We start from the raw sequence: 23,967 nt of genomic DNA on the forward strand, positions 1-23,967 counted from the left end.
GATGTCTATACGGTAATGGCCGAAACCAAAGCCGATCTTGAAAAGGAGTACAACGAGAATTTCAAGTAGTTGATTTGATGGGATGGATGGCCGCGTGGGCGGCCATCATTTGTGAGTGGGTTCATGCCCGAGCCAGTATGCAGAAACCAACAGGAACATCCCATGCCGATTGTATGAGTTCACGAGCCCTTCTGCACGTGTTTCCAGTGGTATAGATATCATCAAGAATGAGGAATGTATTGTCTTGTGATTGAACCAGAGACTCCATGCGCCTCACATTCTTTTCCCTGAATACCAGATTGCTCGTTTGTTGCCTTTGCGTGCGCGACAACAAGGTATAGTGGCCTTTTGGTTGCTGTGCCAGCAATCGAATAGACCGAAGATGCATTTTTTTGCAGAGAATCCACGTCACCAAAGCCATGTGGTCGTACCCCAGCGACCGCCTGCCTGATCGGGAGGAAGGAATGGGGATGAGAATCGGGGAGCCGAAACGAGCGACCAAGGGAATGAACAACTCTGCCAATTGCCAGGCACCCTGGATGTGCCCGGCATGTTTGTAGCGGGTGATCAAATGCTCAAGCACCCCGTCGTACACACCATAGGAAAGCAAGGCATCCTGACAGAACCCACAGCCGTAAATTGGATCAAGAACGGGCGTGCCGCAGGTCGGGCACCTGTGCTCATAGAGTTGTGCGAAGGAAAGCGAAGCAAGCTTTTTCTTGCAAACAGGGCAAAGCAGAGAATCAGTGAGGGAATTGCATGAGAGGCACCACATACCTTGCAAGGTGCGACCAACGTCATTTCGCTTGCAGTTTCTCCTGAAGTTCTTTCAAGAACAATACAGCTTGCAGCGGCGTAGACTGCTCTATCGAGAAAGACCGCAACTGATGCAGTACTTCCTGTTCGGTTTCATCATAGTAGACCTGCTGTGAGGAGTCCTCACTGACGGCACTGAACAAATCGGGCTGGATGGACATAAGATCATACTCGGCAAAATGCTGCTTCTGGAATGTTCGGGCATGGGCGAGCACTTCCCTGCCGATGCCTGCCATCCTCGCTACATTGAGGCCGTAGGATGAATTTGCAATTCCCTCAATCACCCTCCGCAAAAAGCGTACCTGCCCACCCTGCTCGGAAACTTGCAGGGTAAGCAACTGAATGGCAGAAGTATCAATTCTGGCAAGCTCGTGATAATGGGTTGCAAAGAGCGTTTTCGATTGCATGAGCAAGAGCTTTTGCATCACGGCGTAGGCGATGGACATGCCGTCCTGGGTGCTGGTGCCCCTACCCAACTCATCGATGATGACCAGGGAGTTCCTGCTTGCGGTACGTAAAATGTGCGCAGCTTCCTGCATCTCCACCAGGAAGGTGGATTCCCCGCGGGCCAAATTGTCGCTCGCCCCCACCCGGCAGTACAGCTTGTCCACAATTCCCAAGCGGGCTTTGGAAGCTGGTACGTAACTGCCGATTTGGCTGAGCAGCACCAAGAGAGCCGTCTGCCTGAGGAAGGTGGACTTGCCGGCCATGTTGGGACCGGTTATCAGGCAGAACCGCTTGCCGGCGCTGTTGATAAAAAGATCGTTTGCGACAAACTGCCCGGTTCCAAGGTATTGTTCCACAACCGGGTGCCTTCCTCCCTCAAACTCAAGCACATCCTCATCGGTAAACACGGGTTTGCAATAGGAGTGGGTGATTGCCGTTGAAGCAAAGCTCTGCAGGCAATCCAGATTGCTGAGGAAGCGGCTGATTGCTACGAGGGGCTGCTGCAGATTCATCACTTCTTCAACCAAAGCTTCATATACATGCCGTTCCCGTTTTTCCGCCTCAAAAGCGCTGGCAAGGATTTTTTGCTCACACGCCATCAGCTCATCACTGGTAAAGCGTTCAGCATTGACCAGTGTTTGCTTGCGGTAGAAGGAAGGGGGAACTTTGTCAGCCTGGGCTTTGGAAACCTCGATATAGTGGCCGAGAATCTTGTTGGAAGAAAGCCTGAGGGTGGTGATACCGGTTTCCTGCCTGATTTTATCCAAATACGCATCCAAGATTGCTTTGCCGCCGCCTTTGATGGACCGCAATGCATCAAGCTCTGCGTCAAAACCGGAAACGATGACTTTCCCTTCCTCGAACGGTCCTTGATGCTCAAAAGAAATGCCATCTGCAATATGTTTTGCCATGATGGCCAACGCTTCAAGGCTCTTCTGGTCAAGTCCCTCCCCCAAGAGCTTTTGATAGCGAACATCGGCAAGATTGAAAAATGAGCGGACGGTTTGGCTGATGCCAACCAAATCCTTGCTCAGATGTCGATGCATAGCCAACCGGCTGGAGAGCCTTTGCAAATCCAATACTTGTTTCAGATGTGAACGAACCCGTGCAAGTTCATCACGGTCCTCGTACAAGAGCGTAACCCAATACTGGCGGGACTCAATCTGTGCAATATCGGTAAGCGGGCTTGTTATCCACTGTTTCAGCTGCCTGGCCCCCATGCTGGTCAGCGTTGCATTGATGGATGCATAGAGGGTGTATTTCTCCGATCCATCGGAGAGATTGGTCAACAGCTCAAGACTCTTGCGGCTGGCTTCATCGATGTGCAGAAACTGCGATTCGGGGACGACTGTATAGCCTTCAATCTGGTTGAGACGTGTTTTTGCCGTCTCCTGGAGATACCACAAGAGTGCGCCTGCACTGCTGAGCATCTGATTCTTCTCTTCAAGACCAAAAGCTTTCAGTGATGAGGACCCGATTTGGCTGCAGAGTCGTTGATATCCTTCTGCAAGGGAAAAATGCCAGGAGGGAAGCTTGGTGACCATCGCAGGATGGGCATCCATCAGGATTTGGAAATCTTGATGAAGAAAATAATCATCCTCATTTACCAAAATCTCCCTGGGATTTACTTGTTGTAGGACGCTGAGCAGCATCGCATACCGGCTGTCCTTCTCGATCATGCGCAGCATGAACTGTCCGCTGGTGATATCTGCATAACTTATTGCAAGACCTTGTTTTTGAAACGAAATACTCAAGACAAAACTGTCGCAGTTCGCTTCAAGAAAGTCCTCCTCCACCACTGTTGCGGGTGTCACAACCTGCACCACTTCCCGCTTTGCCAGCTGTCGGCCTCCTTCAGGCAGCTCAGTCTGCTCGCAGATGGCGATTTTCTTTCCGGCTTCCAAGAGACGCTTGATATAGACTTTTGCCGCATGGTAGGGAATCCCGCACATCGGCTGGCCGTTGCGTTTTGTCAAGGTGAGATTGAGTAGACGAGAAACCTCAACTGCATCCTCTTCGAACATCTCATAAAAATCCCCGAGACGGAAGAAGAGGATGGTCTGTTGATGCTGCTCCTTTATCTGACGGTATTGCACCATCATGGGAGTCAATTTCTCGGCTTCTCCATCCATGGCTAGTACAACGTGGTAGTGATTGCAAGAACCAGAGACAGACCGCTGTCAGCACTGGTGCCCTTGAAGATGTTGCCTCCCACCCAGGAGAATGCATCATCGATATAGGTGGCATTCTTGACCAAGTACAATCCCAACGGAAAACCGGGAACCTTGAGCTTGACGCCGGCTCCCATCGAGAAATACCAAGCCAGATCGGTTGCCTTGATTGTATTCAGGTCCGGGCTGACACCGGTGGCGCTGGCGTACAGTTCCGCTGAGAGTACATTCTGTGCAAGCGGCCAGCTGATGGAAACCTGATTGTCCCACAAGTAAGCCTGGTCGAATATGACTTGAAAGCCTCGACCTGTATTCATGCCGTCGATGTACAGCATCTCGTAGCGTGTCGCCCCTTCCTTGGCATCGTACCAGTCCCAAACGCCGGTATCATAGTGCTTGGAGTACTGGGGAAGCATTGCACTCAGGCTGGTGGTGACTCCCAATACAACGTTCGCCTGCTTCTCATTCAGGTCGAAAGTAAACAGGGTGAGGTATCCACTGGCCGAACTCGAGGTGCGGATATAGTTGGAAAGCCCGCCCAGGATGCCTCCGGCGTAGGTGAAGGCCTGACTCAGGTAGTATCCACGGCTGGTGTTCTCGATCAAATCGCGACCGTCCCAGGCAAAGGAGAGCGTCAGCCGATTGCTGAACTGCCACGTGTCATGGTACAACTTGATCAATCGCTCATAGGGATCATAGACATTGTCATCGTACTGCGCATAATTCAAGCCTACAGCAATGCCTCCCCCAACATTCAATGAGCCGGGTTGGAACATGAACGTATAGCCGGTATTATAGCCCAAGGAGATGCGATAGTAGGTGTATGTCATCAGATAGCGAGAGGATGGCAGGGCCTGGTCCGCGGCGAGATAGCTTGCATAACTGTCATATCCGTAGGGGAATGGATTCTCCTCAATATTCGTTTCATCGTGACCGGTATAGTACTTGCTGCCTATACCTCGCTGCAGGATGTTTTCCTTGACGCTGCGCTCAAAATTGAATGACAATCCGTTCGACCATCTCCTGTTTCCAAACCATCCATCGGTGAAGGAAATCGAGATGTTCTGGGTATCGGGGCTGAGATTGGTGGCGACCGCCAGGTCCCGTCCTGTTCCCCCAAGGTTCTTGTCCGACCATTGCAGGAATCCTGAAACAGGGAATCCATCTACGTTGCCTCCGAAGGTTGCCCCGAACTGGATGTCCATTTGGTTTCCTTCGACGACGGTGAATACTGGAATCACACTACCCTCTTCTGTTCCGTTGATGATGTCAAACTGCACATCGGTGACAATCAGGGTGTTGTAAATGTTCTGGGCGCTTCGGATAAGCTTTTCCTTGGAAAAAATATCGCCCTTTGCGAAGGTGAGTTCCCGTTCGAAAACATAGGGTTTTGTCTTCGTAAGTCCTTCGATGCGGATGTCCTCGATGACCGCCTGTTGATTCTCCTGTACCTTGAGAATATAGGTGACAGTCTTTTCCTCTTCATTGCGGATGAGGTCGCTGGATATCAGGTTGAAAATATAGCCGTTGTTCCAATACAGGTCGGTGATTGCGGTGATTTCCCGTTGGACACGCGATACATCGAGTACCGCACCCTTTCGCATGGAAATGAGCGACTGGAACTGCTCGTCGCTGAAAACCGTGTTTCCTTCAACCTCGATGCCGCCGAAGAACCACTGTTCTCCTTCCTCTATAGTGAACACAACCCTGAGGCGGGTGTAGGTGTCGTCCTCGGTGCTGATATCCTCTGTACGAACATCGGTAATCGCGGCATCGATATACCCTCTACTCTGATAGAAGGTGATGATCTTCTGCTTGTCGGTTTCAATGGTCGATGGATTGTAGTACCCGGAATTGAAATAGCTTACCTGCTTTGAAGAAAGCTGCTTGGAGAGCATATCCGAAGAAAGCTTCTCATTTCCTTCAAAGACAATCTGACCAATCCGTTTTTGCTGATTCTCTTTGATGATATACTTCAAATCTGCAGTATTGGTGGCCTCGTCAATGACATATTCACTCTCGACTTGGGCGTCGGCGTATCCTTTCTCCTGGTATAAGGCGAGTATCTTCTGTTTGGACAACTCGATATTCTGCTCATCAATGAACAGCCCCTCCTTTGCCAAAAGGACCTCGGTGATATCCTTGGTCTTGATTCCCTGGTTGCCTTCAATGGTTGTCGTCTTGATATACGGCAGTTCGTAGAAGGTCATTGCTATTTGCAGCTCGTTGTCGCCCTCCCCTGTTCTCCGGGCATCTGCGAGAAAGTACAAGAAGTGTTCCAAACCGTAAAGTTCACCCTGCAGTTCATTAAACAGCTCATCGCTAAAGGGTTTTCCCAGATACTTGTACTGAATGTCCAAGACAACACTTTCCTTCACATTTTGCAAACCGCTGTTGGAAAAAGATGCAATCCGCTTGCCTACATACCAAGGGTCGGTATCAGCAGCAGAAAGGAAGGAAAAAGAAAGGGCCGAAATAAGCACGATGCTTACAAGAAAGCGTGTAAGGCGCTTGTCCATGATGTCTCCTCTATAAACCTGTTTAACGCAAAACTATTCGTTTGGTTACACTAAAGCCAATGGTATCTAAAATATTGGTAAACGACAACTCGTTGGGTTGAGTAAAGAATGAGAAAGTTCCCACTGGATTGACCCAGTCAAGCGAGAGTTCGAGATCGAGTGAAAGGTCGGATGAAATGAAGGATCGCTTCACCCGTGAACGGTCCATGGCGGTCAGATGCACCAACGCCTGCAAAAAGAACTCCCTTCCTACATATTTTCCCATGAAGATGGAGGTATTGTTCAGATAGCGTGCCAACGGTGTCAGGGTGTTGCCGATATTGCTGCCCGGCAGTGCATCGAAGAGGATGTTCTGCAGGATGTTGCTGCGGATGCTGAACATGTCCAAACCAAGGGAGATGCGTATCGACTCGGTCAGGGCCGTGGTCTGACCGGCATCGATGTACCCCAAACGTTCCGCAACATCGGTCGCTGCTGCAGCAAGGCTTGCGACACTGTAGAGGTTGACTTGCCCGTAGGCGCCGGTGGGAAGAATGGACTGGCCGAGAATTTCCAGAATCTCATTCACATCCTTTGGAGGAATGGATTCAAACTGGGGGTTGATGTTGGAGAGCCCTGAATCACGAAGCACGAGGAAGATGTCCACCCGATTGCCCTGTGCATCAAAGTCAGTCATTTTTGCACGGAGGTTGATGGTAGGCAGGATTTGATTCCGACCGGTCAGTGCGTCCGTATGAAGGGCAAGGGAACCTTCGGTGATGAAGAAGTTCTTCTGGAAGTAGTAGATTTCACCGCTTCTGAACGACAGTGTTCCATCAGCGACGAATTCGTCAGTGATATGGTCGTACAAAAACGAAATATTCTGGTTTTCAGTTATGGTCGCTTTTATGAACGGATTGGGGGTGTTTGGATAGAAAAAGGAAACATTTTTGCCGGTAACCACATCAAAGTGTGTCGTGGTCAAATTGTTCGCAACATACCAGTAAGGAAGATCCTTGATGCCCAACGTCATCGTGGTGTCTTGGACGGTGACCTTTCCATCCAGCCAGGTTTCAAAACCAACCCCGAAAAGGTTGAAGGTTCCTCCTGCATAGGTTCTGATATCTGCATCAAACCCTTGCATGGGTATCCAGACATACACCATTTCGGAGCCGCTGTCTGCATGGATTTCGTAGTTTTCCAAACGAAGACCGTCAAAGGAAGCTCCCATCCATCCATAGCCTTGTATGGTTTTTCCAGTAACACTGTTGGTCGAGAAGAATGGAACACGCGCTGTGATCGCCCGGCTTCCATCGCTGGAGGCACTGATGTTTTTCATGGTGATGATGTCCTGGGGGAGCCAGAACAGTTGCATGCGGGTTGAATCGACCCACAGCTGGCCGTACGGCCTGAGGCCGTCCTCCGTCTTGGCAATGAAAAGCTCACCCTCGGCTACGCCGTCGAGGAATGAGAAAATGGGTTTGAGGAACGTACGGTTCAAGAGTGGAAGGGGCATGTAGATATCAGTGATGGACAAGCCGAAATCGTTTGAAGCCAAAGAACCTTCAGCTGTAAAGCCGATGCCGAACGACTTGTTCATGGTTGCCTTGAAGTCCTTCGAGTCTCCTTCGTAGATGAGATCCAAATGATCGCCGCCGATCGTGAGCAATCCATCGGAAACATTGATCAGGTAGGTGCCTGAATGTATTCCGCCCTCTCCATACAGAAGAATGTCCGACACATCAAGCCTGGCTGAAAGAGTTCCATCGAGTATCAGCCTTAGGGTGCTCGGAAGTGCGAACATCGACGGCATGTCAAAAAGATCGATGGACAGATCATAGGTAAGCTGTGACAGCTGATCGGTGTACGAAAGATGGCGTATGTGTTCAAATCTGCCTGTGGAACGCGCTGTGGCGTTTTGGATTGAGAGGACTTCCCCTGTATAGGAAAAGTCGGGCATGGAAAGGCGTGAGTCATACAGGCGCAGTACATCTTGATCGAATGCAAGGTTGGAACTGAAGCTTGCATCGCCGCGGACCAGTGAAAGCCGTCCGTCTACGCTCGCTTGGTTTTGGAAATCCGAGTACCCGACGGCTGAGAAATCAACAACGGTTCCTTCCAGGACTTTCGAGAATCGATCCAGGGGAAGTGAGGAGAGCTGCAAGGCCCCGCTTATGCGCTCCGGTCCTCCCAAAAGTGAAATGGAAATTTTTCGTTCATCGTTTGCATCAAGACTGAACGTGGCCTCGAAAGGTGCAAGGAATGAAGCTTGCACGAGCGAAACAAAATCGGTACCGCGATAGCTGAATCTACCAGGAAACACCAGAGAACCATCTTGCAGCTGAATGTCTGTAAGCAACAGCTCGCGCTCTGATGCAGTCAGGGACGTTTTTATGTCGTACAGCCTGTTTTGGAACTGAACACCCTGGATTCCAAGTTTGCTGCTTTTCAGCCTCCAGTCGCGAAGTGAGAAATACTCAACATCCAAGTCTCCAAAAATGGAAGTTCGGGCCAAGAAACCAGCATCAGGCAGTACCAGACCATCGGCTCTCAGGCTTGCACTCAAAGGAGGTGCAAGATTGGCAGTGAGAACAAGATGCTCTTCTTGCTCAAGGGAGAACTGGAGATTGCTGGTATCCAATCTGAAGGTAAACGGATAGTTGGTTGAGAATAGGGAGAGATGTGCACTTCCCACAATGAATTTGGTCTCTTCCCTGCGGATGGTTCCTTCAGCAAGCAAGGATGGCTCGAAGGGGGTGGTAACATTGAATCCATAGGAAAATGGCGGAAGATCGAAAAAATTGACGGAAACCAGACGTTGTCCATCATCGATGCGCAGCAGCTCGAGTTCTCCTCTGGGCAACCAGTAGTTGAGTTCGGTTGAACCGGAGAAAACAAGACGATATCCACTGCTGGCAAGTGTCATTGCATCAACCAAGACCGAGTCCCCCTTGATATCGGCGAGGAACGTGAAACCTGCATCCTGTTCAACGTTTCCCACCTTTGCCCTGAGCAAGGCAAGATCGATGGCGGCTTTCCCATCGAAAGGAAGGATGCTCCCCCCGCCCTTGGAGGATTGGAAGGAGATGTTTCCGATCAGGTTGGTGGCTTCTTGATAATACGGCTGGATAAATGGTGCATACGCTTCAAACGTCGGGGAGAGGATGGAGAGCGGGAAGTTTTCCAACCGAGAGGTAAGATGGAAGGTTCCCTCGGAGGAAGAAGGCAGGTCGTATACCGAACGGATGGCCAGCTTGTCCTCATAGTCGAGTTCGACCTGCAATTGGCTTGTTTGTTTGTATGACTGGTAGGAGAATCTGGCAAAGAGAGGCATCGTTGTAAATGAGGAATTCAAGTTCGAAAATTCTGCCGAACTGCTCAGCGATGCATCTGTGTTGCGATACAGAAGCGATGCCGAGAGCGGCGAGCTGAAGAAAATCTCGTTCGTGGTGAATTCGGCTTTTGCATTTGCTTGGAGCTTCAGATTGGTGTTGAGCAGTGTGGTGCCTTGCATTTCTGATTCAGCTTCGACATACACATCCGAAAGCTCTGCGACAAACTCTTCATATCCATAGGTCACCTGCCCCAACGAGAGTTGGAGATCCATTGCCTGTGATGTATAGCGCGCATTTGCAAGCAACGTCTTAAGCTCAAGGGACAGGTTTTGGCCATAGGATACTTTGAAGAGAGAGTCTTGTTTTGTAGCCAGACCGAGCAAAAGGTTTTGGTCCAGTTTTTGTGCTGTCACTGTGGCGGTCGGTGAGACGATTTCAATCTGGTCATATGTTGCCTCAAGCAGGTCATAGGAGAATGTAGCTGAGTCGAATGCTCCTTCCTGCATCCGCAAGGTGCCGGAGAGCGTAGGAACTGCAACTGAAATCTGCTCGCCAACTGCCTTCATGTTTGCAAGGGAGAGGTCGATGGCCGTATTCAACCCGGCATCCAACGCACCCAGTGCAACCAGCTGGTTGAAGGAAACCTCCAGACCTTGCCTCAACAACGACGCCTTGTCGACTTTGACCAGGGCATTACCCCCTCGATCGAGGCTGATATCCGTTTCGATCAGGCGTCCAGAACCTAGGGGAGAGTTGAAGGTGAAGGTAGGAATGTTGCTTCTGACAATGGGAAATGGCTGTGAACCGCCCAGCTGCAACAGAAGGGAGGCATCATGGACCTCTGCTGAATAATCGGGTATGTCAAGGGATGCATGCAGCATTTGAAAGTCTACGGAAACAGTATTTGCCTCTATCCAGGCATTCAGCCTGCCTGGAGAGTCCTGCCCTTCGAACATGGATGGTGTGAGGCTGTCAGCGATAAGCAGCTCGGGTTGCTTGACAGAAACCGAAATTTGCTTCGAGCCGAACAAGAATGAGGAGAGCAAGGCGGGAAGACCGCCTGAGATTTCAACTTGGGAGGCCGATATGGATGAGTTTTCTGCAAGCGAAAGCTCGGCTTTGTTGATGATCAGGGATTTGAGGAACGTTCGATCGATGCTCTCAGCCTTGAAGGTGGGTTGATTCCCTGTATCAAGGGCCTGCATGAGACGATCTGCAATATACTGGCTTGGGTTGCCCATGCCAAGATGGACCATCCCATACAGGCAGAGAATGGCACAGCTTACGAGGACCAGAACCGAAACCGCAATGTCTTTGAGTGTTGTATGATATCTCACCGTTTTTCAGTATATCCCATTGTCGAAATCTTGGGCACCTCTTTTCATGTTGGTTCGATGGAGATTGACTGTCCATAGCAAAAACTCATTTACCTTGCTTCGCTTTTACCGTACCATATACGTATGATAGGAGATATGCATATGCCTTCAGTATTGACCAATTTCATAGTTTTTGAGGGTTTGGACGGGGCGGGAACCACTACGCAGATGCAATTGCTTGCAGAAGCGTGCGACCGGTCCGATCGTCCGTGTCGCGCTACCTTTGAACCAACCGACAAACCTATCGGGCGTTTGGTTCGCTCGGTGTTGCAGAAACAGATTTTGACCACACCGTTGGCACTGGCAATGCTGTATGCCGCCGACCGTGAAGACCACCTGTATAATCCGGTGTATGGACTGATTCAGGATCTGCAAGCTGGAAAGCTTGTCATTTCCGACCGATACCTCTACTCCTCGCTTTCCTACCAAGGCGTTGAGTGTGATTTTGACAAGATAGCGAGCCTCAATGAGTTCCCTTCCCCCGAGTATGTATTTTTCATCGACACTCCGGTTGAGGAGTGCCTGAGAAGAATCAGCAGCAGGGGAAACGAGACCGAGCTTTTCGAGAGGCAGGGGTTCCTTCAGAAAGTCAAGGCGAACTACGAACGCATCTTCAGCACGCTCGACCCTGAGGTGAAATTGGTTCGTTTGGATGGATTGTTGAAGAAAGAGGAGATAGCTGCACAGATCCAGGAGATTCTTTTCAACAGATGAACATTGCGTCTCCGTAACTGAAGAACCTGTAGGACTGGGATACTGCATGCCGGTAGGCTTGGTCGATGTGTTCCTTGCCTGCGAATGTGGAAACAAGGACCAGGAGGGTCGATTCAGGGGTGTGGAAGTTTGTCAGCAATTGGTCCACCATCTTGAACGTATAGGGGGGTCGGATAAAGAGATTTGTCCGACCCGGACCACTTGCAAGCAATCCAGTTTCCTCATTGAAGGCGCTTTCAAGGGTTCGTACGCTGGTCGTTCCTGTGGCTACGATTTTTCGACCTTCAGCTTTTGCAGCATTGATGATGCGTGCACTCTCTTTCTCTATCTCATATGACTCATAATGCATATGGTGGTCCTCAAGGTGTTCCGTCCTCACCGGCAGGAAGGTTCCCGGCCCGACATGGAGCGTCACCGGGACGATGGTGCACCCTTTCGACCGGATTGAAGCAAGAATTTCCTCGGTAAAATGAAGACCTGCCGTAGGGGCGGCCACCGATCCTTCCTTTCGGGCATACACCGTCTGATATCTGCTCTCATCGGCAAAGCTGTCTTCGCGTTTGATATAGGGCGGCAGCGGCACATGACCGAGTTGCATGAAAAAAGTTTCATCAAGCACCTGGTCGAAACAGATGGTCCTGGTCCCATCGGGGTTTTCCTTGGTTATCCAGCCGGTACGGCTGTAGCTCTTTTCGGTGTTGCTGAAGGTATAGTGCTTGCCGACATGCTGCTTCTTGGTCTTGGTGACCATCACATTCCAACTGTGGTCGAGATTCTCTTCCAAGAAGAGAAATTCCACCCGGCTGCCTGTATCGCTTACAGCAAATACCCGTGCTTTGCGCACTTTGCTGTTGTTTATGACTAAAACACTTCCCTCCTCAAGATATGAAGCGAAGTTGATCATCTGCTCATCCAGTATCGTACCGGTCTGCTTGTTGAGCACAAGCAGGCGATCGTTGCCTCGTCGGTCCACCGGAGTCTGGGCGATCAAATGCTCGGGAAGATCAAAAGAGTATTCCTTGATTGTCATCCATGTTCCTTTTGCAGGGAAGGCCCAGCAGGTCATAGGCTTTTTTCGTGGTCATTCTTCCTCGTGGTGTTCGCTTCAGATATCCTTTTTGGATCAAGTATGGTTCATAAAAATCCTCAAGTGATTCTATGGCTTCACCGACGCTGATGGAAAGGGTCTCGGCTCCTACGGGGCCGCCATCATAAAACTCAATGATGGTTCTCAGGATATTCCTGTCCTGGGTTTCAAGGCCGTTGGTATCGATGCCAAGCCGCTCCATACCATAGTCGACGATGGGAATCGTCACCCTTCCATCCCCCATTACCGAAGCAAAGTCCCTGAGGCGCCTGAGCAGCCGGTTTGCGATTCTCGGCGTCCCCCTGCTGCAGCGTGCGAGTTGGACTATGGCATCATTTTCCATCTTCACATCCATGATTTGTGCTGATCGATGGATGATGGAAGCAAGCTCTGTCTCATTGTAGAAATCGATGTGGCAGGTGATGCCGAACCGTGAGGAGAGCGGACTGGATACCGAGCCCGCCTTGGTGGTGGCACCCACCAGGGTGAATTTTGGCAGGGGGATGCGCATGGTCCTGGCCGCAGGGCCTTGGCCGATCACCCAGTCGATCTCAAAATCCTCCATCGCGATATACAACATCTCTTCCAAAGCTGGTTTGAGACGATGGATCTCATCGATGAAAAACACCGAACCTTCGGTCACGTTTGTCAAAATTCCTGCCAGATCCTTGGGTTTGTCAAGAGCCGGTGCACTGGTCATTCTGATTTCAGCACCCATCTCATTGGCAATGATGCTTGCCAAGGTGGTTTTACCCAAACCTGGAGGACCGATGAGGAACGTATGGTCCAAGGGTTCCTTGCGTTCACGGGCTGCTTGGATGAATACAGCAAGGTTGTCCTTCAGCCGTTGTTGGCCCTGGAAATCCTTGAGCATTTTTGGTCGAAGGATGTTCTCCTGTTTGTCAGCCTCCTGTTGGAAGGAGGTGGAAACCACAGAGCTTTGTATCAAATCCTGCAATTCTGTTTGGTGTTTGTCCATTCCCTCTCCCTTTATCCAAGCAGTTTGACAGCACTGCGGAACAATAGTTGCTCTGCATCATGGTGGCTCAGTGATCCAATTGCTTCAGCTTCCTGCCTGCTCAAACCGTCGATTACTTCCTCAACTCTTCGTCTATCATAGCCCATATCAACCAAAGCGTTGACGATGTCAGACCACAGGCCGGTTTTGCTTTGGGTTCTTTCCACCCCAGTCTTGCCGCCTTCATCCTCGAAAACCAATACATTGCGCAATGCAAGTATCATTTTCTGCCCTGTTTTCGGCCCGATTCCCGGTATTGACGAGAGCAGCTTCAGATTTCCAGTATCAAGTGCCTCGGCCAAATGTTTGACGCTGATGCCGCTGAGTATCTTCAATGCCTGTTTTGAACCGATGCCGGAGACTGTCTGCAGCTGCAAAAATGCCTCTCGTTCGGCTTCGTCATAGAATCCGAACAGCGACATGCTGTCTTCCCGGTGCACCAGGACGGTAAGCAGCCGCACAGCCTTTCTCTCTTCCAAGGAAAGGTTGCTGAGCTTGCTGGTTGTCTGCGCCGAAACCGAAAGTGTATACTCCACATACCCTGCTCGGAGTATGACCTCCCCTTCCTGAACCCGAACTACATCCCCAATGATTGCATTGATCATTACAATTTCATCCTTATCTGGGTAAAATCATATACAGCGAGGCATAAGGCTGCAGCCAAGGCATCCGACGCATGATCCGGTTTCGGAATCTTTTCAAAGCCCAACAGGATGCGGACCATTTCCTGAACCTGGTGTTTTTCTGCACCGCCATAGCCGGTGACTACTGTCTTGATGGTAGGCGGACTATACAACCGTACCGGTATATCAAGCAGTGCCAGCTGATGGACGCAGGCCCCGATGACCTTGGCAATCGGGATGGCGGAGCTGACATTCTTGGTGAAGAATATATCCTCCATCCCACAGATGACAACCCGATGTTGAACAGCAAGCTCTCCTACTGATTTTGCGATGAAATGAATCCGATCGCTATCCTGTTGCGTTGCAGAAGTTTTGATAACACCAAACGAAACAGGCCGGTTATGCTGTCCATCCGATTCGACAACACCCCAGCCTGTCTGTGCATATCCTGGATCGATGCCTAGGATTCGCATGCGTTATTCTTCGTCGCCATCCTCAAAATCATCGGGGAGTTCCAGATTTGACGAAACCTGCTGGACGTCATCCAATTCCTCGAGTTTGTCGATGATCTTGAGCACTTTGCGAGCTTTCTCACTATCAAGTGTAACAGTCTGATCTGCAACCTTCTCCACCTCTGCACTCTCCTGCTCGAAACCAGCATTCTGCATGGCTTCCAACACGTTTGCAAAATCGGCAGGGGCGGTAATGACTTCAATGACATCATCAGTGGTGGTCACGTCGTCAGCCCCATTTTCCAAGGCTACCTCAAAAATTTGTTCTTCACTGTATTTATTCGCATCGTAGGTGATGATGCCTTTGGTCTGGAACATGTAGGACACGCATCCGGTTGCCCCAAGAGTGCCGCCATTCTTGGTGAGTGTAGAACGAACATCGCTTGCAGTCCGGTTTTTATTGTCAGTCAGGGTATCGATGATCAAGGCAACACCGCCGGGAGCATACCCTTCATAGGTAAGTTCATAATAGGTGGAGTTGTCAAGCTCTCCTGCACCTTTCTTGATTGCCCTGTCAATGTTGTCCTTGGGCATATTCTCTGCGCGAGCCTTCAGGACTGCGGTACGAAGACGTGCGTTGGTTTCAGGGTCTGAACCACCCATTTTTGCTGCAACGGAAATTTCCTTGATCAGCTTTGTAAACTTCTGACCGCGCTTTGCATCAGCGATACCCTTCTTGTGTTTGATTGTAGCCCATTTACTATGGCCGGACATAATTGAACCTCTTAACTTCTAGAATGCGTGATTAGTCTCAACCCAATTAAGCTATCACAACGGGTAGAGGCGGTCAAGGGCTTACGAAATTTCCAGAGCCAGTCGCAGCAGGATTTCGTCTATAACCATAAAGCCATATTCTGTCAAGACAAAGAATTGGGTCGTGTCAGAATACCAGGAGGAATCGAGTGAGGAAATTGCTGATGCAAAGAGGCAGTCGAAATCCTTCTGATATCGTGCTGCAAAGACCTGCTTGTCAATCCCTGCATTGGTTCGCAGAGCCATCATCACATACTCCTCGATTTGTTGGTTTGCATCCACATGTTCCTCTTCATACCCGCTGAAGCATTGTGATGAGGCAAACTCCTGCAAGCTCTGGTTTTGTGTATAATGGCGGGCAAGACTCCCTTCTTTGAGCGTGGAAGCTGCACTGCTTCCAAGTCCCAGGTAATTGTCCAATCTCCAATACACCTGATTATGTTTGCTTTTTTTCCCGTTGCGGCAAAAATTGGAAACCTCGTAGTGTTCAAAACCCAAGCGTCTGAGTTCAGACCACATCTTCTGCAAGAAATCCTCTTGCCCATCCTCATCCAACACAGTCGTGTTGCCCAGGCCGACCTGGAGCGCCAGTTCGGTGCCCTCTTCGACGGTAAGGCAGTACAGGCTGATATGATCGGATTCGCTGAGCATAAGGATCTCATGCAGGTCGGCTATCGCCAAGTCAACGGTTTGTCCCGGCAGGCAGACCATGAGATCGAATGACAGCTCTATCCCGTATTGCAGTCGAGCCTGCCGGGCAAGTGCGATTGAGCGCAGGTTGTCCTCTCGTCTTGCATTGCGTCCAAGACGTATGAGCGTAGGGTCGTCCATGCTTTGGATGCCCATGCTCAGTCTTGTCACCAAACCCTCTGCGAACAGGCTGAAATAGGTTTCGTCGAACGTTTCGGGATTCATTTCAATGGTTACTTCATCACTTGCATCAGCTTTCGCCGCCACAAGAAGCCGGCGCAGCTGATCAGCTGGGAGTGAGCCGGGATTCCCGCCTCCGATGAAGATGGTAAAAAAGCAGTCAAGGCGTGCTTTGCAAGCACGTATCTCCTGTTCCAGCCGGTCGACATAGGGTTGCAGATACGCTTTCGTCGCATCCACCGGTTCTGAGTAGAAGGCACAGTAACTGCAGCAGGTGGTACAGAACGGGATGTGCAGGTAGAGTGAAAGATTTCCATCGGTGGGGAAGCTGAGCACTATTTATTCCCCATGTACCTGATTCTATTCAGCGGCCAGAAGAGGAACCGCACACTTCCATTGATTTTCTTCTGGGAGACAGGACCGAAGTATCTGCCGTCGCGGCTGTTGTCTCGATTATCCCCTAACGGCAATACGGTGTCGTGCGGTACATAGATGCCGCGCCGGTAGGAGGCATATGCACTTCTTGCGCTGCTGTCGGATGGATCGAAAAGATGCTTGGTCCGGTATTTTGCCTTTTCAAAGGCATACATGTCATCGGGATAGTTGTCATTCTGAACCGATGCGTATTGACTCTTCAGGTACAATGGTGCGCTGTTCATGTCCAACCCCGCTTCTTGGTAGCCGAACAACGAGCCCCATGCCTTGATGCCGCTGTAAAGGCTTGCATCGATACTGCGGTGCGGTCCATCGACCAGATTCAGTGAGGAACGAAAACTCTCGTCATCCTGATAATCGGCGAAGCCTGCCTTCTTGATCTCAATATTGCCGTCATTGAACCGAATGTGTTCCGATCCCATGCCGATGGCGCGCTTGACATACAAACGTTCGGCGATGCTCCCATCCTCGTTGCGGTCTATGTTTACGAGAGAGAACGTGCCCATATAGATGATTTGTGAAAGAACGTCGAAGAATGGTCCTTTCGAGGTATATTCGGGGTTGTAGAAGGTTATGATGTCGTCACGGTTCACTGGTCTGTTTTTGGAGAGAATTTTTGGTCCGCTGGGATAGATTTCAATCCCATAGATGGTTTTGCTTACAAAGACTCGGTCGCCCACATTGAGCGTCCCATCCATGGATGGTGTAGGAATGACAAAGAGTTGGAAAATGTATTGGTTGATCAAAAGGACTGCGAATACGGCGAATACCAGTGCATCAGCCCATCCCTTGACCTCGCCCATGAAGGTTCGTTTGGGTTTGTTTGCAATTTCATAGGCTTTCAAGGCCTTCCTATGGGTAAGAAACCGTATGGTGTTTCTCTCGATAAAACTCAACAATTGTTCCATAGCAAGCACGCTATCACAATAGGTCTGAGTTGACAAGCCAAGGGCGGACCGCTACCTTACTATGTATGAAAAGACGTATCGTTCTTCCAGAAGTGGAGGAGGTGAAACTGCCCGTCCTCTTTTCGATGAGACCAGGCATGTATCTCCTCATTCTCTATACCCTGTTTATCGCAGCAGCAATCTTTTGCATAGCGTTCCTTCCCGGCATTCTCAAAGGTGGTCGATACGTCACCTTCCCAGCCCCGCTTTCCGAGAGCGGCATCGTGCTGGACGGCACCTACCTGGGCTCTGCGGACAACCAGTATTTTATCGAAAGCGGAAGTCATGAGATCACCTACATGAAGGGTGGCGTGCCGTATGCCTCCTCTTTGGTGGAAGTTGACCATCCGGTCTTTTTGACGTGGCTTTTTCATCGAACCAAAACGGCCGACTCTCCCGTACTCAGCATGAGTGCCGAGCAGAAACTGGAGGTCATCCGTTACAATCTTGAGCAGATACAAACAGCTGGCGCCATTCTCAACTATGATGCTGTTACCCGGTATGAAGGGGTGTACACAAACCTCATTACCGATTTGATCGCAATGGATGTGCCTGATGAAACCTTCGCAGAGGTCCTCGAGCTGGCACTGCTCTATTGCACCAATGAGACCATGCTTGCAGACGCACAGGAGGCTTTGCAAAAGTTCCAAGTTTCCCAGACTCCCTTTTTGAAGGAACTATTGGCTGCTGCACACAGCATTGTGGAAAACACTCCTGACAAGGCAGGCCTGCCTGGCGAAATCATTGCTTTGCAGAAGGAAGCAAGAAATCTGAAGGCAGGCGATCTTGAGTTGACTGGATATCTCTATCCTCAAGCACGGTTTGTCATGGGTGGAACCGTTGATCTTGCCTACCCTGCCGTCAACGAGGCGGGCGTTGAAGTAACAACTCCTGCGTTTGTCTTGGCTTCCCATGAAGTCAGCCAATATCAGTGGGCTCTTTTTTTACAGGAGAACCCCATGTGGGAGAAAGCCAATCTAGCGGCGCTTCAAGCACAAGGTTTGGTCGATGAGGCATACCTTGCAGGACTGTCTCCCTCAACAGTGTTCATTACCAATAGGCCCATCCACAATATCAGCTATTATGCCGCCCAGGCGTTTTGCGACTGGCTCAGCAAAAAAACCGGCAAGACTGTCTTCATTCCTTCCGAAAGCATGTGGACAGCCGCTGCATTGAGTCACAGCAATCTTGCATTCGCAGCTTCCCTCTCCCCTATTCCCACCCAATTGGAGGAACCTGTTTCCTTGCTCGGCGGGGTATGGGAGCTGACAAGCACCACCCACATTCCCCTGGCAAGAATCACCGATTACCAGAAGGCCCATGCACTGCACCAGAGATTCGGCCTTCCTATCCAGCCGATTGTGAAAGGGGGAAGTTACTTGAATGATGCGAAAACCATCTCATCCAATACTGTTGGAGTTGTCGATCCTGATGCATGCGGGGACTTTATCGGTTTCCGGGTTGCCTGGTATGAGTAAATGAAACAAGATAAGAATACGTTCAAGCTGCTTCAGAAGAATAAGAAGGCGTACTTCAATTATGAGGTCTTGGAAGATTTGGAATGCGGCATCGCTTTGGTCGGTACTGAAGTAAAATCATTGCGTGAAGGCCGTTTCAGTTTTGCCGACAGCTACGTGACGGTCACCGACCGAACGCTGACTCTGGTAGGCCTTACCATACAGCCGTATACACATGGGAACATCCATAACCATGACCCCAATAGAAACAGGAGACTGCTCGCCCACAAGAGTGAGATCAAGAGACTCAAGCGCAAGGTAATCGAGAAAGGCTTTACGCTTGTCCCTACATCCATCTACCTGCGTGGCAACCTGGTCAAGGTACAAGTCTCCTTGTGCCGTGGCAAACAGTTGCATGATAAGCGTGCAGCAACCAAGGAGCGTGATTTGAACAGGGACATGCGCAGGGAAGTAAAGCAGCTGCAGTACTAAATCCGAATACCGTACTCTCCATCACCAGGGAAACGATTCCTTGGTGATTTTTTTTCATGTTTGAAAGACCAATCGTTTGGTGCATGCATGATTCGTGAAGCCATGCCATAAATTACACATACACAGTATATGTCATAATAAATTATCTGCAATGCATATTTTATTGTATATGTATATTTTTGCATTTAATATGTATTTCATATATATTCTTAGCCACATTATTTGAGTTTCTGTAATACTATTTTATTGCATATATATAATCTTAAAAACATATTTAAGTAAGTTTTTATGATATATATGTGTATATTAGTTTTTATATATATTTCTTTTATATTATTTATAAAAATGTATATTTTGCGTATTCTATGCATATACAAGCAATATTAAATTTATAAATTTATATCTTATTAATATCGTACTTACTCTATATAAGTAAGTACGATGAAAATATTGCTAGACAAATACTAGTTGATATAGTACTGTTAAATATAGATTTATATAGTATTATACATTGAATTAAAATTACTTGGATTATGACGATTGAACAAACAATTGAACAAATGCGGAATATGGAGATGAACAATGGCCAGTCCAGCACCTTTTACCCTTTGCAGAATACATCGAGGAGAAAGAGTCTATTACTACGCTCTTTTTCGCGATCCAGTCACAGCAAAGCGCACCAACAAGAAAAGCGTTGAGACACTGCGCAAGGCTCTTGGGATCGTAGAAACCTCACCCATCAAGCGACGTGATGAAGCTATACGCATCTGCCAGAAGGCTTTGGAGCAAGGCATCGTTTTTGAGAAACATCAAGAACAAACACTGGTTTCGTATCTTCGTGATTTCTATACCTGGGAAGTCAGTGAGTACGTGAAACGAAAAAATACCCTCTCTGTGGGCAGTATCTCCATCGATTATATGGGGACGAGAAAAAACCTGCTTGAGAACCATGTGTTTCCGCTCTGTGACAAGAATCTGTTACTATCTAAAGTAACTGTTGGAGTATTGGAACGTTTGCAGCTTCAATTGGTTGAACAGGGAGCTTTGCATCATGCAACGATAAACATATGCATGTCAGCAGTACTTTCCGCCTTGCGTGAAGCTCAACGCAAAGGAGACATTCCCTCTTCGCGATCTCTGGCAGTGGACAGCCTGTCATGTCTCCATACTCCGCGGGGAATCCTGAGTGAACAAGAGCTTGCCGGCTTTATGCACTATGCAAAAGAGAAGAGCGAGAGAAGAATATACCTGGCTTGTCTGGTTGCACTGCTTACCGGCATGCGGTCGGGTGAGCTTCGGGCTCTCCGATATGACGCAATTGGAAGCGATATGATTACCATCGACCAAGCGTATGCCGACAAGGCGGGTATAAAGGCTCCGAAAGGCAAGAAGACACGCTATGTCCCCTGCCCTGCATTTCTTTGCACTACACTCAAGGAACTGGCGCTTGAGAACCCTTTCGTTTCCATGCCAAACTTGGTTTTTTGGAGCAAGCGAAACGGAGCAGTGGTGTCGAGCCACTATTTCAGCGAACGATTCTCTCAGGAACTCATACATTCCGGAATCTTTTCAGAGTCTGATTTGAAAGAGAGAAACATCACCTTTCACAGTTTGCGGCATATGGCCAACACCCTGCTCAGGGGGTCGGTTGATGAGCATGTGCTGCGGATGACCATAGGACATAGCAGCCAACAGCTCAGCGATCTGTATTCGCACTTGAGTCAACGGGGTCTGAAGAGTGTCGCTCTTGCCCAGCAAAAGAATATTCTCCCCTTGATCAACCAATCCCTGCCGTCACCAGAACAGATGGATGACGAGGAACAAAACAACAAAGAGCATATTGGCGAGGGTGAAGACTCCTAGATACACAAGCGTGTGTTTAGCGTCGTAATGGGCGAACATTTTAAAGGAAATAACTGAAGCCATGGATGCGATGAGTGTACCGCAACCTCCTGCATTTACTCCTTTGAGGAGTTCAGTGGCATTGCCGGTGAATTGTGCCAGCAACAGGGTTGCCGGCACATTGCTGATGAGCTGGCTGGCTAGCAATGATACGAAGAACTCGCGGCCAAGCAGCAATCTAGTCAATGAATCGGTCACCTGGTTGAGATGACCGATGTTTCCCACAAAAATGAAGAAACCCACGAACGTAAGCAACAAGGAGTAATCGACATCCTTGAGCAAGAGTTTCTCGCTTGCGACAACTACGACAAGTACGACGATCGGCCAAGGTATGATATCAAAGACTGCAGAAAGAGAAAGAAGAAACAAAAGCGTATAGCGAAGAAGCGTAGGTTTGTGGATCGGCTTGACTTCCTGTACCTGCAAGCTGAAGGTCTCAGAGTGTTTGGGAATGCAAGCCAGCAGAATGACTGTCAGGATCCCGCCGGATACGACATACGGCAGCATGGTAATGAAAAATTGGACAAGGCTGAGGTGGTAATACGAATAGATGAAAAGGTTTTGGGGATTGCCGACCGGGGTAAGGGAGCTGCCGACATTGGCTGCAACCGTCTGGAGGACAATGGTGAAGAGAATCGGTTTTGTCTCCTTGCACAACGTAAAAACGACAATGGTCAACGGAACAAAGGTGATGAGGGCGACATCGTTGGTTACGAGCATGGAGGAAAAGAAGGTGACACCCACCAAAATCAGGCTGACCTGACGCGGATTATGTGCAAAAGTCAGGAGGATCGAAGAAAGCTTGGTAAACAAGTACATTTTCCTAAAACCTGCAACAACAACCATTAAAGAGAACAAGCAACCAAGTGTTTTCCAGTCAATATAGTCGATATACTCCAAGCTCGGAGGTACGAGAAAGAGAGAAAAAAATGCAAGCACCATGGCTATTGCAAGCACTGGTTCCTTCTGTAGAAACGTTCGAATCGCGCGAGTATTCATCCCCACCACCCTCACCGGGAAAACAATATATCGCTTTCGGTCTTATTGCAATTGGTTCTAAACTTTCTGCAAGCAAGAAAGTGATGATAGTTGGCCGGTGCAAAGGTTTCCTTGTCCAAGGTCGTATGGTACAGTAATTGCATATACTACAGAGGAGGTAGCAAAATGAAGTGTGCTGTGCTGAGTGACATCCATGGAAACCTTCGAGCCTTCGAAGCGGTACTTGCTGATGCTAAGGCCTCTGGCGCAGACAACGTAATATTCCTTGGAGATCTTGTATTCATGGGGTTGGATCCACAGATGTGTTTTGACTTGCTCATGGAGCAAAAACCAATCGTAGCAATAAAAGGCAACACTGATCTGAACCTGGAAAAAATCTCCGAGTTGAATGGGAAATCTCCAGCGGATGAAGACATGCTGAAGCTTGTCAAATATGCTGACATACGCATGAACACCCAAGCAAAAAAACAACTGGCTGCCTTCCCCGCCACAAAACGCATGGAACTTGAAGGGCTTTCTTTCCTCTGCTGTCATGGAACACCGTACAGCATGAATGAAGGCTTGTACCAGAATATTCCATTTGCTCCTGCATTGGAGAAACAATTATCTGATGAACAAGTGGACATCGTGTTGCATGCCCACACCCATATTCCTGCAGATTTCAAGAGAAACGGAATTCGATTCATCAACCCTGGTGCTGTGGGCTATTCGCTGGACGGGGATGTCCGTGCAAGCTATGCCCTCCTCAGTCTCAAAGAGGGCGTTGCTACGTGTAAAATCTGCAGGGTCGATTATGATATCAAGCGATACCAAATGGAAGTTGAACACGCTATGGAGGGGTTCAAGCTTTTGCATAAATTGCAATATGCCCTGACATATGGGAAGCCAAAAGGCTGACAGTTCGTTTTATGCGGTTCGAATCAGGCTGATTGTATAGATTGCGTATACAATGAGCAGTCCTGCTCCTTCGAATCTATTCACCCTTCCCTGCCTGTTTTTTCTGAACCCATATCCGATGATAAACAGTGATATGGTAAGCAGTGTCATCACCAGCATATCTCGCCTGAGGACCAAACCATCTATGGTAAAGGGTTTGATTGCACCTGCAACGCCAACTACAGCGGTTGAATTGAATAGGTTTGAACCGATGACATTGCCCATGGCAATATCATGCTCGCCTTTTTTGGCAGCCAGGATTGATGAAGCCAGCTCCGGCAGCGATGTTCCCACTGCTACAATTGTCAAGCCGATGACTAAATCACTTACGCCGAAGAGCTGTGCAATTTCCACGGCTCCCCAAACAAGGATTCGCGAACTCAAAATGAGAAAGAGCAAGCCAAATACCAGAAAAAGCAAGGCTTTTTTCAGAGTCAACGGCTTTGGTACCGCCTGGTCCACTTCAACAGCCAATGCATCCGGTTCCTTTTTCAGGCCATTGAAAATGGTCCAAACCATAAGAAGCGCCAACAACAAGAGCAAGACTGCAGCATCAAACGAGGAAAATTCCAAATCAAG

The 23,967-nt window shown here is 49.1% G+C and carries 18 protein-coding genes; 5 read left to right on the top strand and 13 right to left on the bottom strand.

All coding sequences use genetic code 11. The features are described 5' to 3' along the window. Nucleotides 1–121: 121 nt before the first annotated feature. Genes B3F49_RS02325 through B3F49_RS02340 form a run of 4 tightly spaced genes read right to left on the bottom strand, consistent with a single transcriptional unit; the run spans nucleotide 122 to nucleotide 10,604 of the window. Entirely contained in the window at nucleotides 122–775 is a 654-nt protein-coding gene (locus B3F49_RS02325) for a ComF family protein (protein WP_293908792.1), read from the bottom strand. 22 nt (nucleotides 776–797) lie between these two features. Next, complete coding sequence (gene mutS / locus B3F49_RS02330; protein ID WP_293908794.1) at nucleotides 798–3,395, bottom strand: DNA mismatch repair protein MutS; 2,598 nt, start codon at nucleotides 3,393–3,395, stop codon at nucleotides 798–800. Nucleotides 3,396–3,397: 2 nt separating this feature from the next. Then, nucleotides 3,398–5,953 (bottom strand): outer membrane protein assembly factor BamA, encoded by a 2,556-nt coding sequence (bamA, locus tag B3F49_RS02335; protein ID WP_293908795.1) that lies wholly within the window; start codon nucleotides 5,951–5,953, stop codon nucleotides 3,398–3,400. A 22-nt stretch (nucleotides 5,954–5,975) separates the two neighbouring features. Further along, the gene (locus tag B3F49_RS02340) at nucleotides 5,976–10,604 is read right to left on the bottom strand and encodes a hypothetical protein (RefSeq protein WP_293908796.1); all 4,629 of its coding nucleotides are present in this window, start codon (nucleotides 10,602–10,604) and stop codon (nucleotides 5,976–5,978) included. Nucleotides 10,605–10,745: 141 nt separating this feature from the next. Between B3F49_RS02340 and tmk the strand changes: the two genes are divergently transcribed. Beyond that, nucleotides 10,746–11,357, top strand: coding sequence for a dTMP kinase (gene tmk, locus B3F49_RS02345; protein ID WP_293893902.1), 612 nt, complete (start codon nucleotides 10,746–10,748; stop codon nucleotides 11,355–11,357). On the opposite strand, the gene queA is transcribed toward tmk, so the two are convergent. The 7 genes from queA to lepB all read right to left on the bottom strand — a co-directional run bounded on the left by queA (nucleotide 11,347) and on the right by lepB (nucleotide 17,563). Then, nucleotides 11,347–12,387 (bottom strand): tRNA preQ1(34) S-adenosylmethionine ribosyltransferase-isomerase QueA, encoded by a 1,041-nt coding sequence (gene queA, locus B3F49_RS02350; protein ID WP_293893899.1) that lies wholly within the window; start codon nucleotides 12,385–12,387, stop codon nucleotides 11,347–11,349. The genes tmk and queA overlap by 11 nt on opposite strands. Then, nucleotides 12,362–13,423, bottom strand: coding sequence for a Holliday junction branch migration DNA helicase RuvB (gene ruvB, locus B3F49_RS02355; protein WP_293893896.1), 1,062 nt, complete (start codon nucleotides 13,421–13,423; stop codon nucleotides 12,362–12,364). Before ruvB ends, queA begins: the two co-directional genes overlap by 26 nt. An 11-nt stretch (nucleotides 13,424–13,434) precedes the next feature. Further along, nucleotides 13,435–14,067, bottom strand: a complete 633-nt coding sequence (ruvA, locus tag B3F49_RS02360) for a Holliday junction branch migration protein RuvA (RefSeq protein WP_293908798.1) — start codon at nucleotides 14,065–14,067, stop codon at nucleotides 13,435–13,437. Beyond that, nucleotides 14,067–14,558 (bottom strand): crossover junction endodeoxyribonuclease RuvC, encoded by a 492-nt coding sequence (locus B3F49_RS02365; RefSeq protein ID WP_293893890.1) that lies wholly within the window; start codon nucleotides 14,556–14,558, stop codon nucleotides 14,067–14,069. The genes ruvA and B3F49_RS02365 overlap by 1 nt, the downstream gene beginning before the upstream one ends. Before the next feature lie 3 nt (nucleotides 14,559–14,561). Then, nucleotides 14,562–15,311 (bottom strand): YebC/PmpR family DNA-binding transcriptional regulator, encoded by a 750-nt coding sequence (locus tag B3F49_RS02370; RefSeq protein WP_293893887.1) that lies wholly within the window; start codon nucleotides 15,309–15,311, stop codon nucleotides 14,562–14,564. 81 nt (nucleotides 15,312–15,392) lie between these two features. Next, nucleotides 15,393–16,556, bottom strand: coding sequence for a radical SAM family heme chaperone HemW (gene hemW, locus B3F49_RS02375; protein WP_293908799.1), 1,164 nt, complete (start codon nucleotides 16,554–16,556; stop codon nucleotides 15,393–15,395). Continuing rightward, nucleotides 16,556–17,563 (bottom strand): signal peptidase I, encoded by a 1,008-nt coding sequence (gene lepB, locus B3F49_RS02380; protein WP_293908800.1) that lies wholly within the window; start codon nucleotides 17,561–17,563, stop codon nucleotides 16,556–16,558. Before lepB ends, hemW begins: the two co-directional genes overlap by 1 nt. A gap of 65 nt (nucleotides 17,564–17,628) precedes the next feature. Between lepB and B3F49_RS02385 the strand changes: the two genes are divergently transcribed. From B3F49_RS02385 to B3F49_RS02395, 3 genes are all read left to right on the top strand, one after another. Beyond that, nucleotides 17,629–19,080: a formylglycine-generating enzyme family protein gene (locus tag B3F49_RS02385; RefSeq protein WP_293908801.1), complete on the top strand. Its 1,452-nt coding sequence runs from the start codon at nucleotides 17,629–17,631 to the stop codon at nucleotides 19,078–19,080. Further along, a complete protein-coding gene (gene smpB / locus B3F49_RS02390) occupies nucleotides 19,081–19,551 on the top strand; it encodes an SsrA-binding protein SmpB (protein ID WP_293908802.1) in 471 nt (156 codons plus the stop codon). A gap of 582 nt (nucleotides 19,552–20,133) precedes the next feature. Continuing rightward, the gene (locus B3F49_RS02395; protein WP_293908803.1) at nucleotides 20,134–21,414 is read left to right on the top strand and encodes a tyrosine-type recombinase/integrase; all 1,281 of its coding nucleotides are present in this window, start codon (nucleotides 20,134–20,136) and stop codon (nucleotides 21,412–21,414) included. Here the strand turns inward: B3F49_RS02395 and B3F49_RS02400 are convergent. Next, nucleotides 21,346–22,452 (bottom strand): SLC13 family permease, encoded by a 1,107-nt coding sequence (locus tag B3F49_RS02400; RefSeq protein WP_293908804.1) that lies wholly within the window; start codon nucleotides 22,450–22,452, stop codon nucleotides 21,346–21,348. The genes B3F49_RS02395 and B3F49_RS02400 overlap by 69 nt on opposite strands. Before the next feature lie 165 nt (nucleotides 22,453–22,617). On the opposite strand from B3F49_RS02400, the gene B3F49_RS02405 reads away from it, so the two are divergent. Continuing rightward, the gene (locus tag B3F49_RS02405) at nucleotides 22,618–23,349 is read left to right on the top strand and encodes a metallophosphoesterase family protein (protein ID WP_293908805.1); all 732 of its coding nucleotides are present in this window, start codon (nucleotides 22,618–22,620) and stop codon (nucleotides 23,347–23,349) included. Nucleotides 23,350–23,358: 9 nt separating this feature from the next. Here the strand turns inward: B3F49_RS02405 and B3F49_RS02410 are convergent. Further along, the coding region (locus B3F49_RS02410) for a sodium:calcium antiporter (protein WP_414712489.1) at nucleotides 23,359–23,967 on the bottom strand (609 nt) is incomplete at its 5' end.

The organism is Sphaerochaeta sp. UBA5836 (genome assembly GCF_002432845.1).
In the GTDB taxonomy this organism is placed as follows: Bacteria; Spirochaetota; Spirochaetia; order Sphaerochaetales; family Sphaerochaetaceae; genus Sphaerochaeta.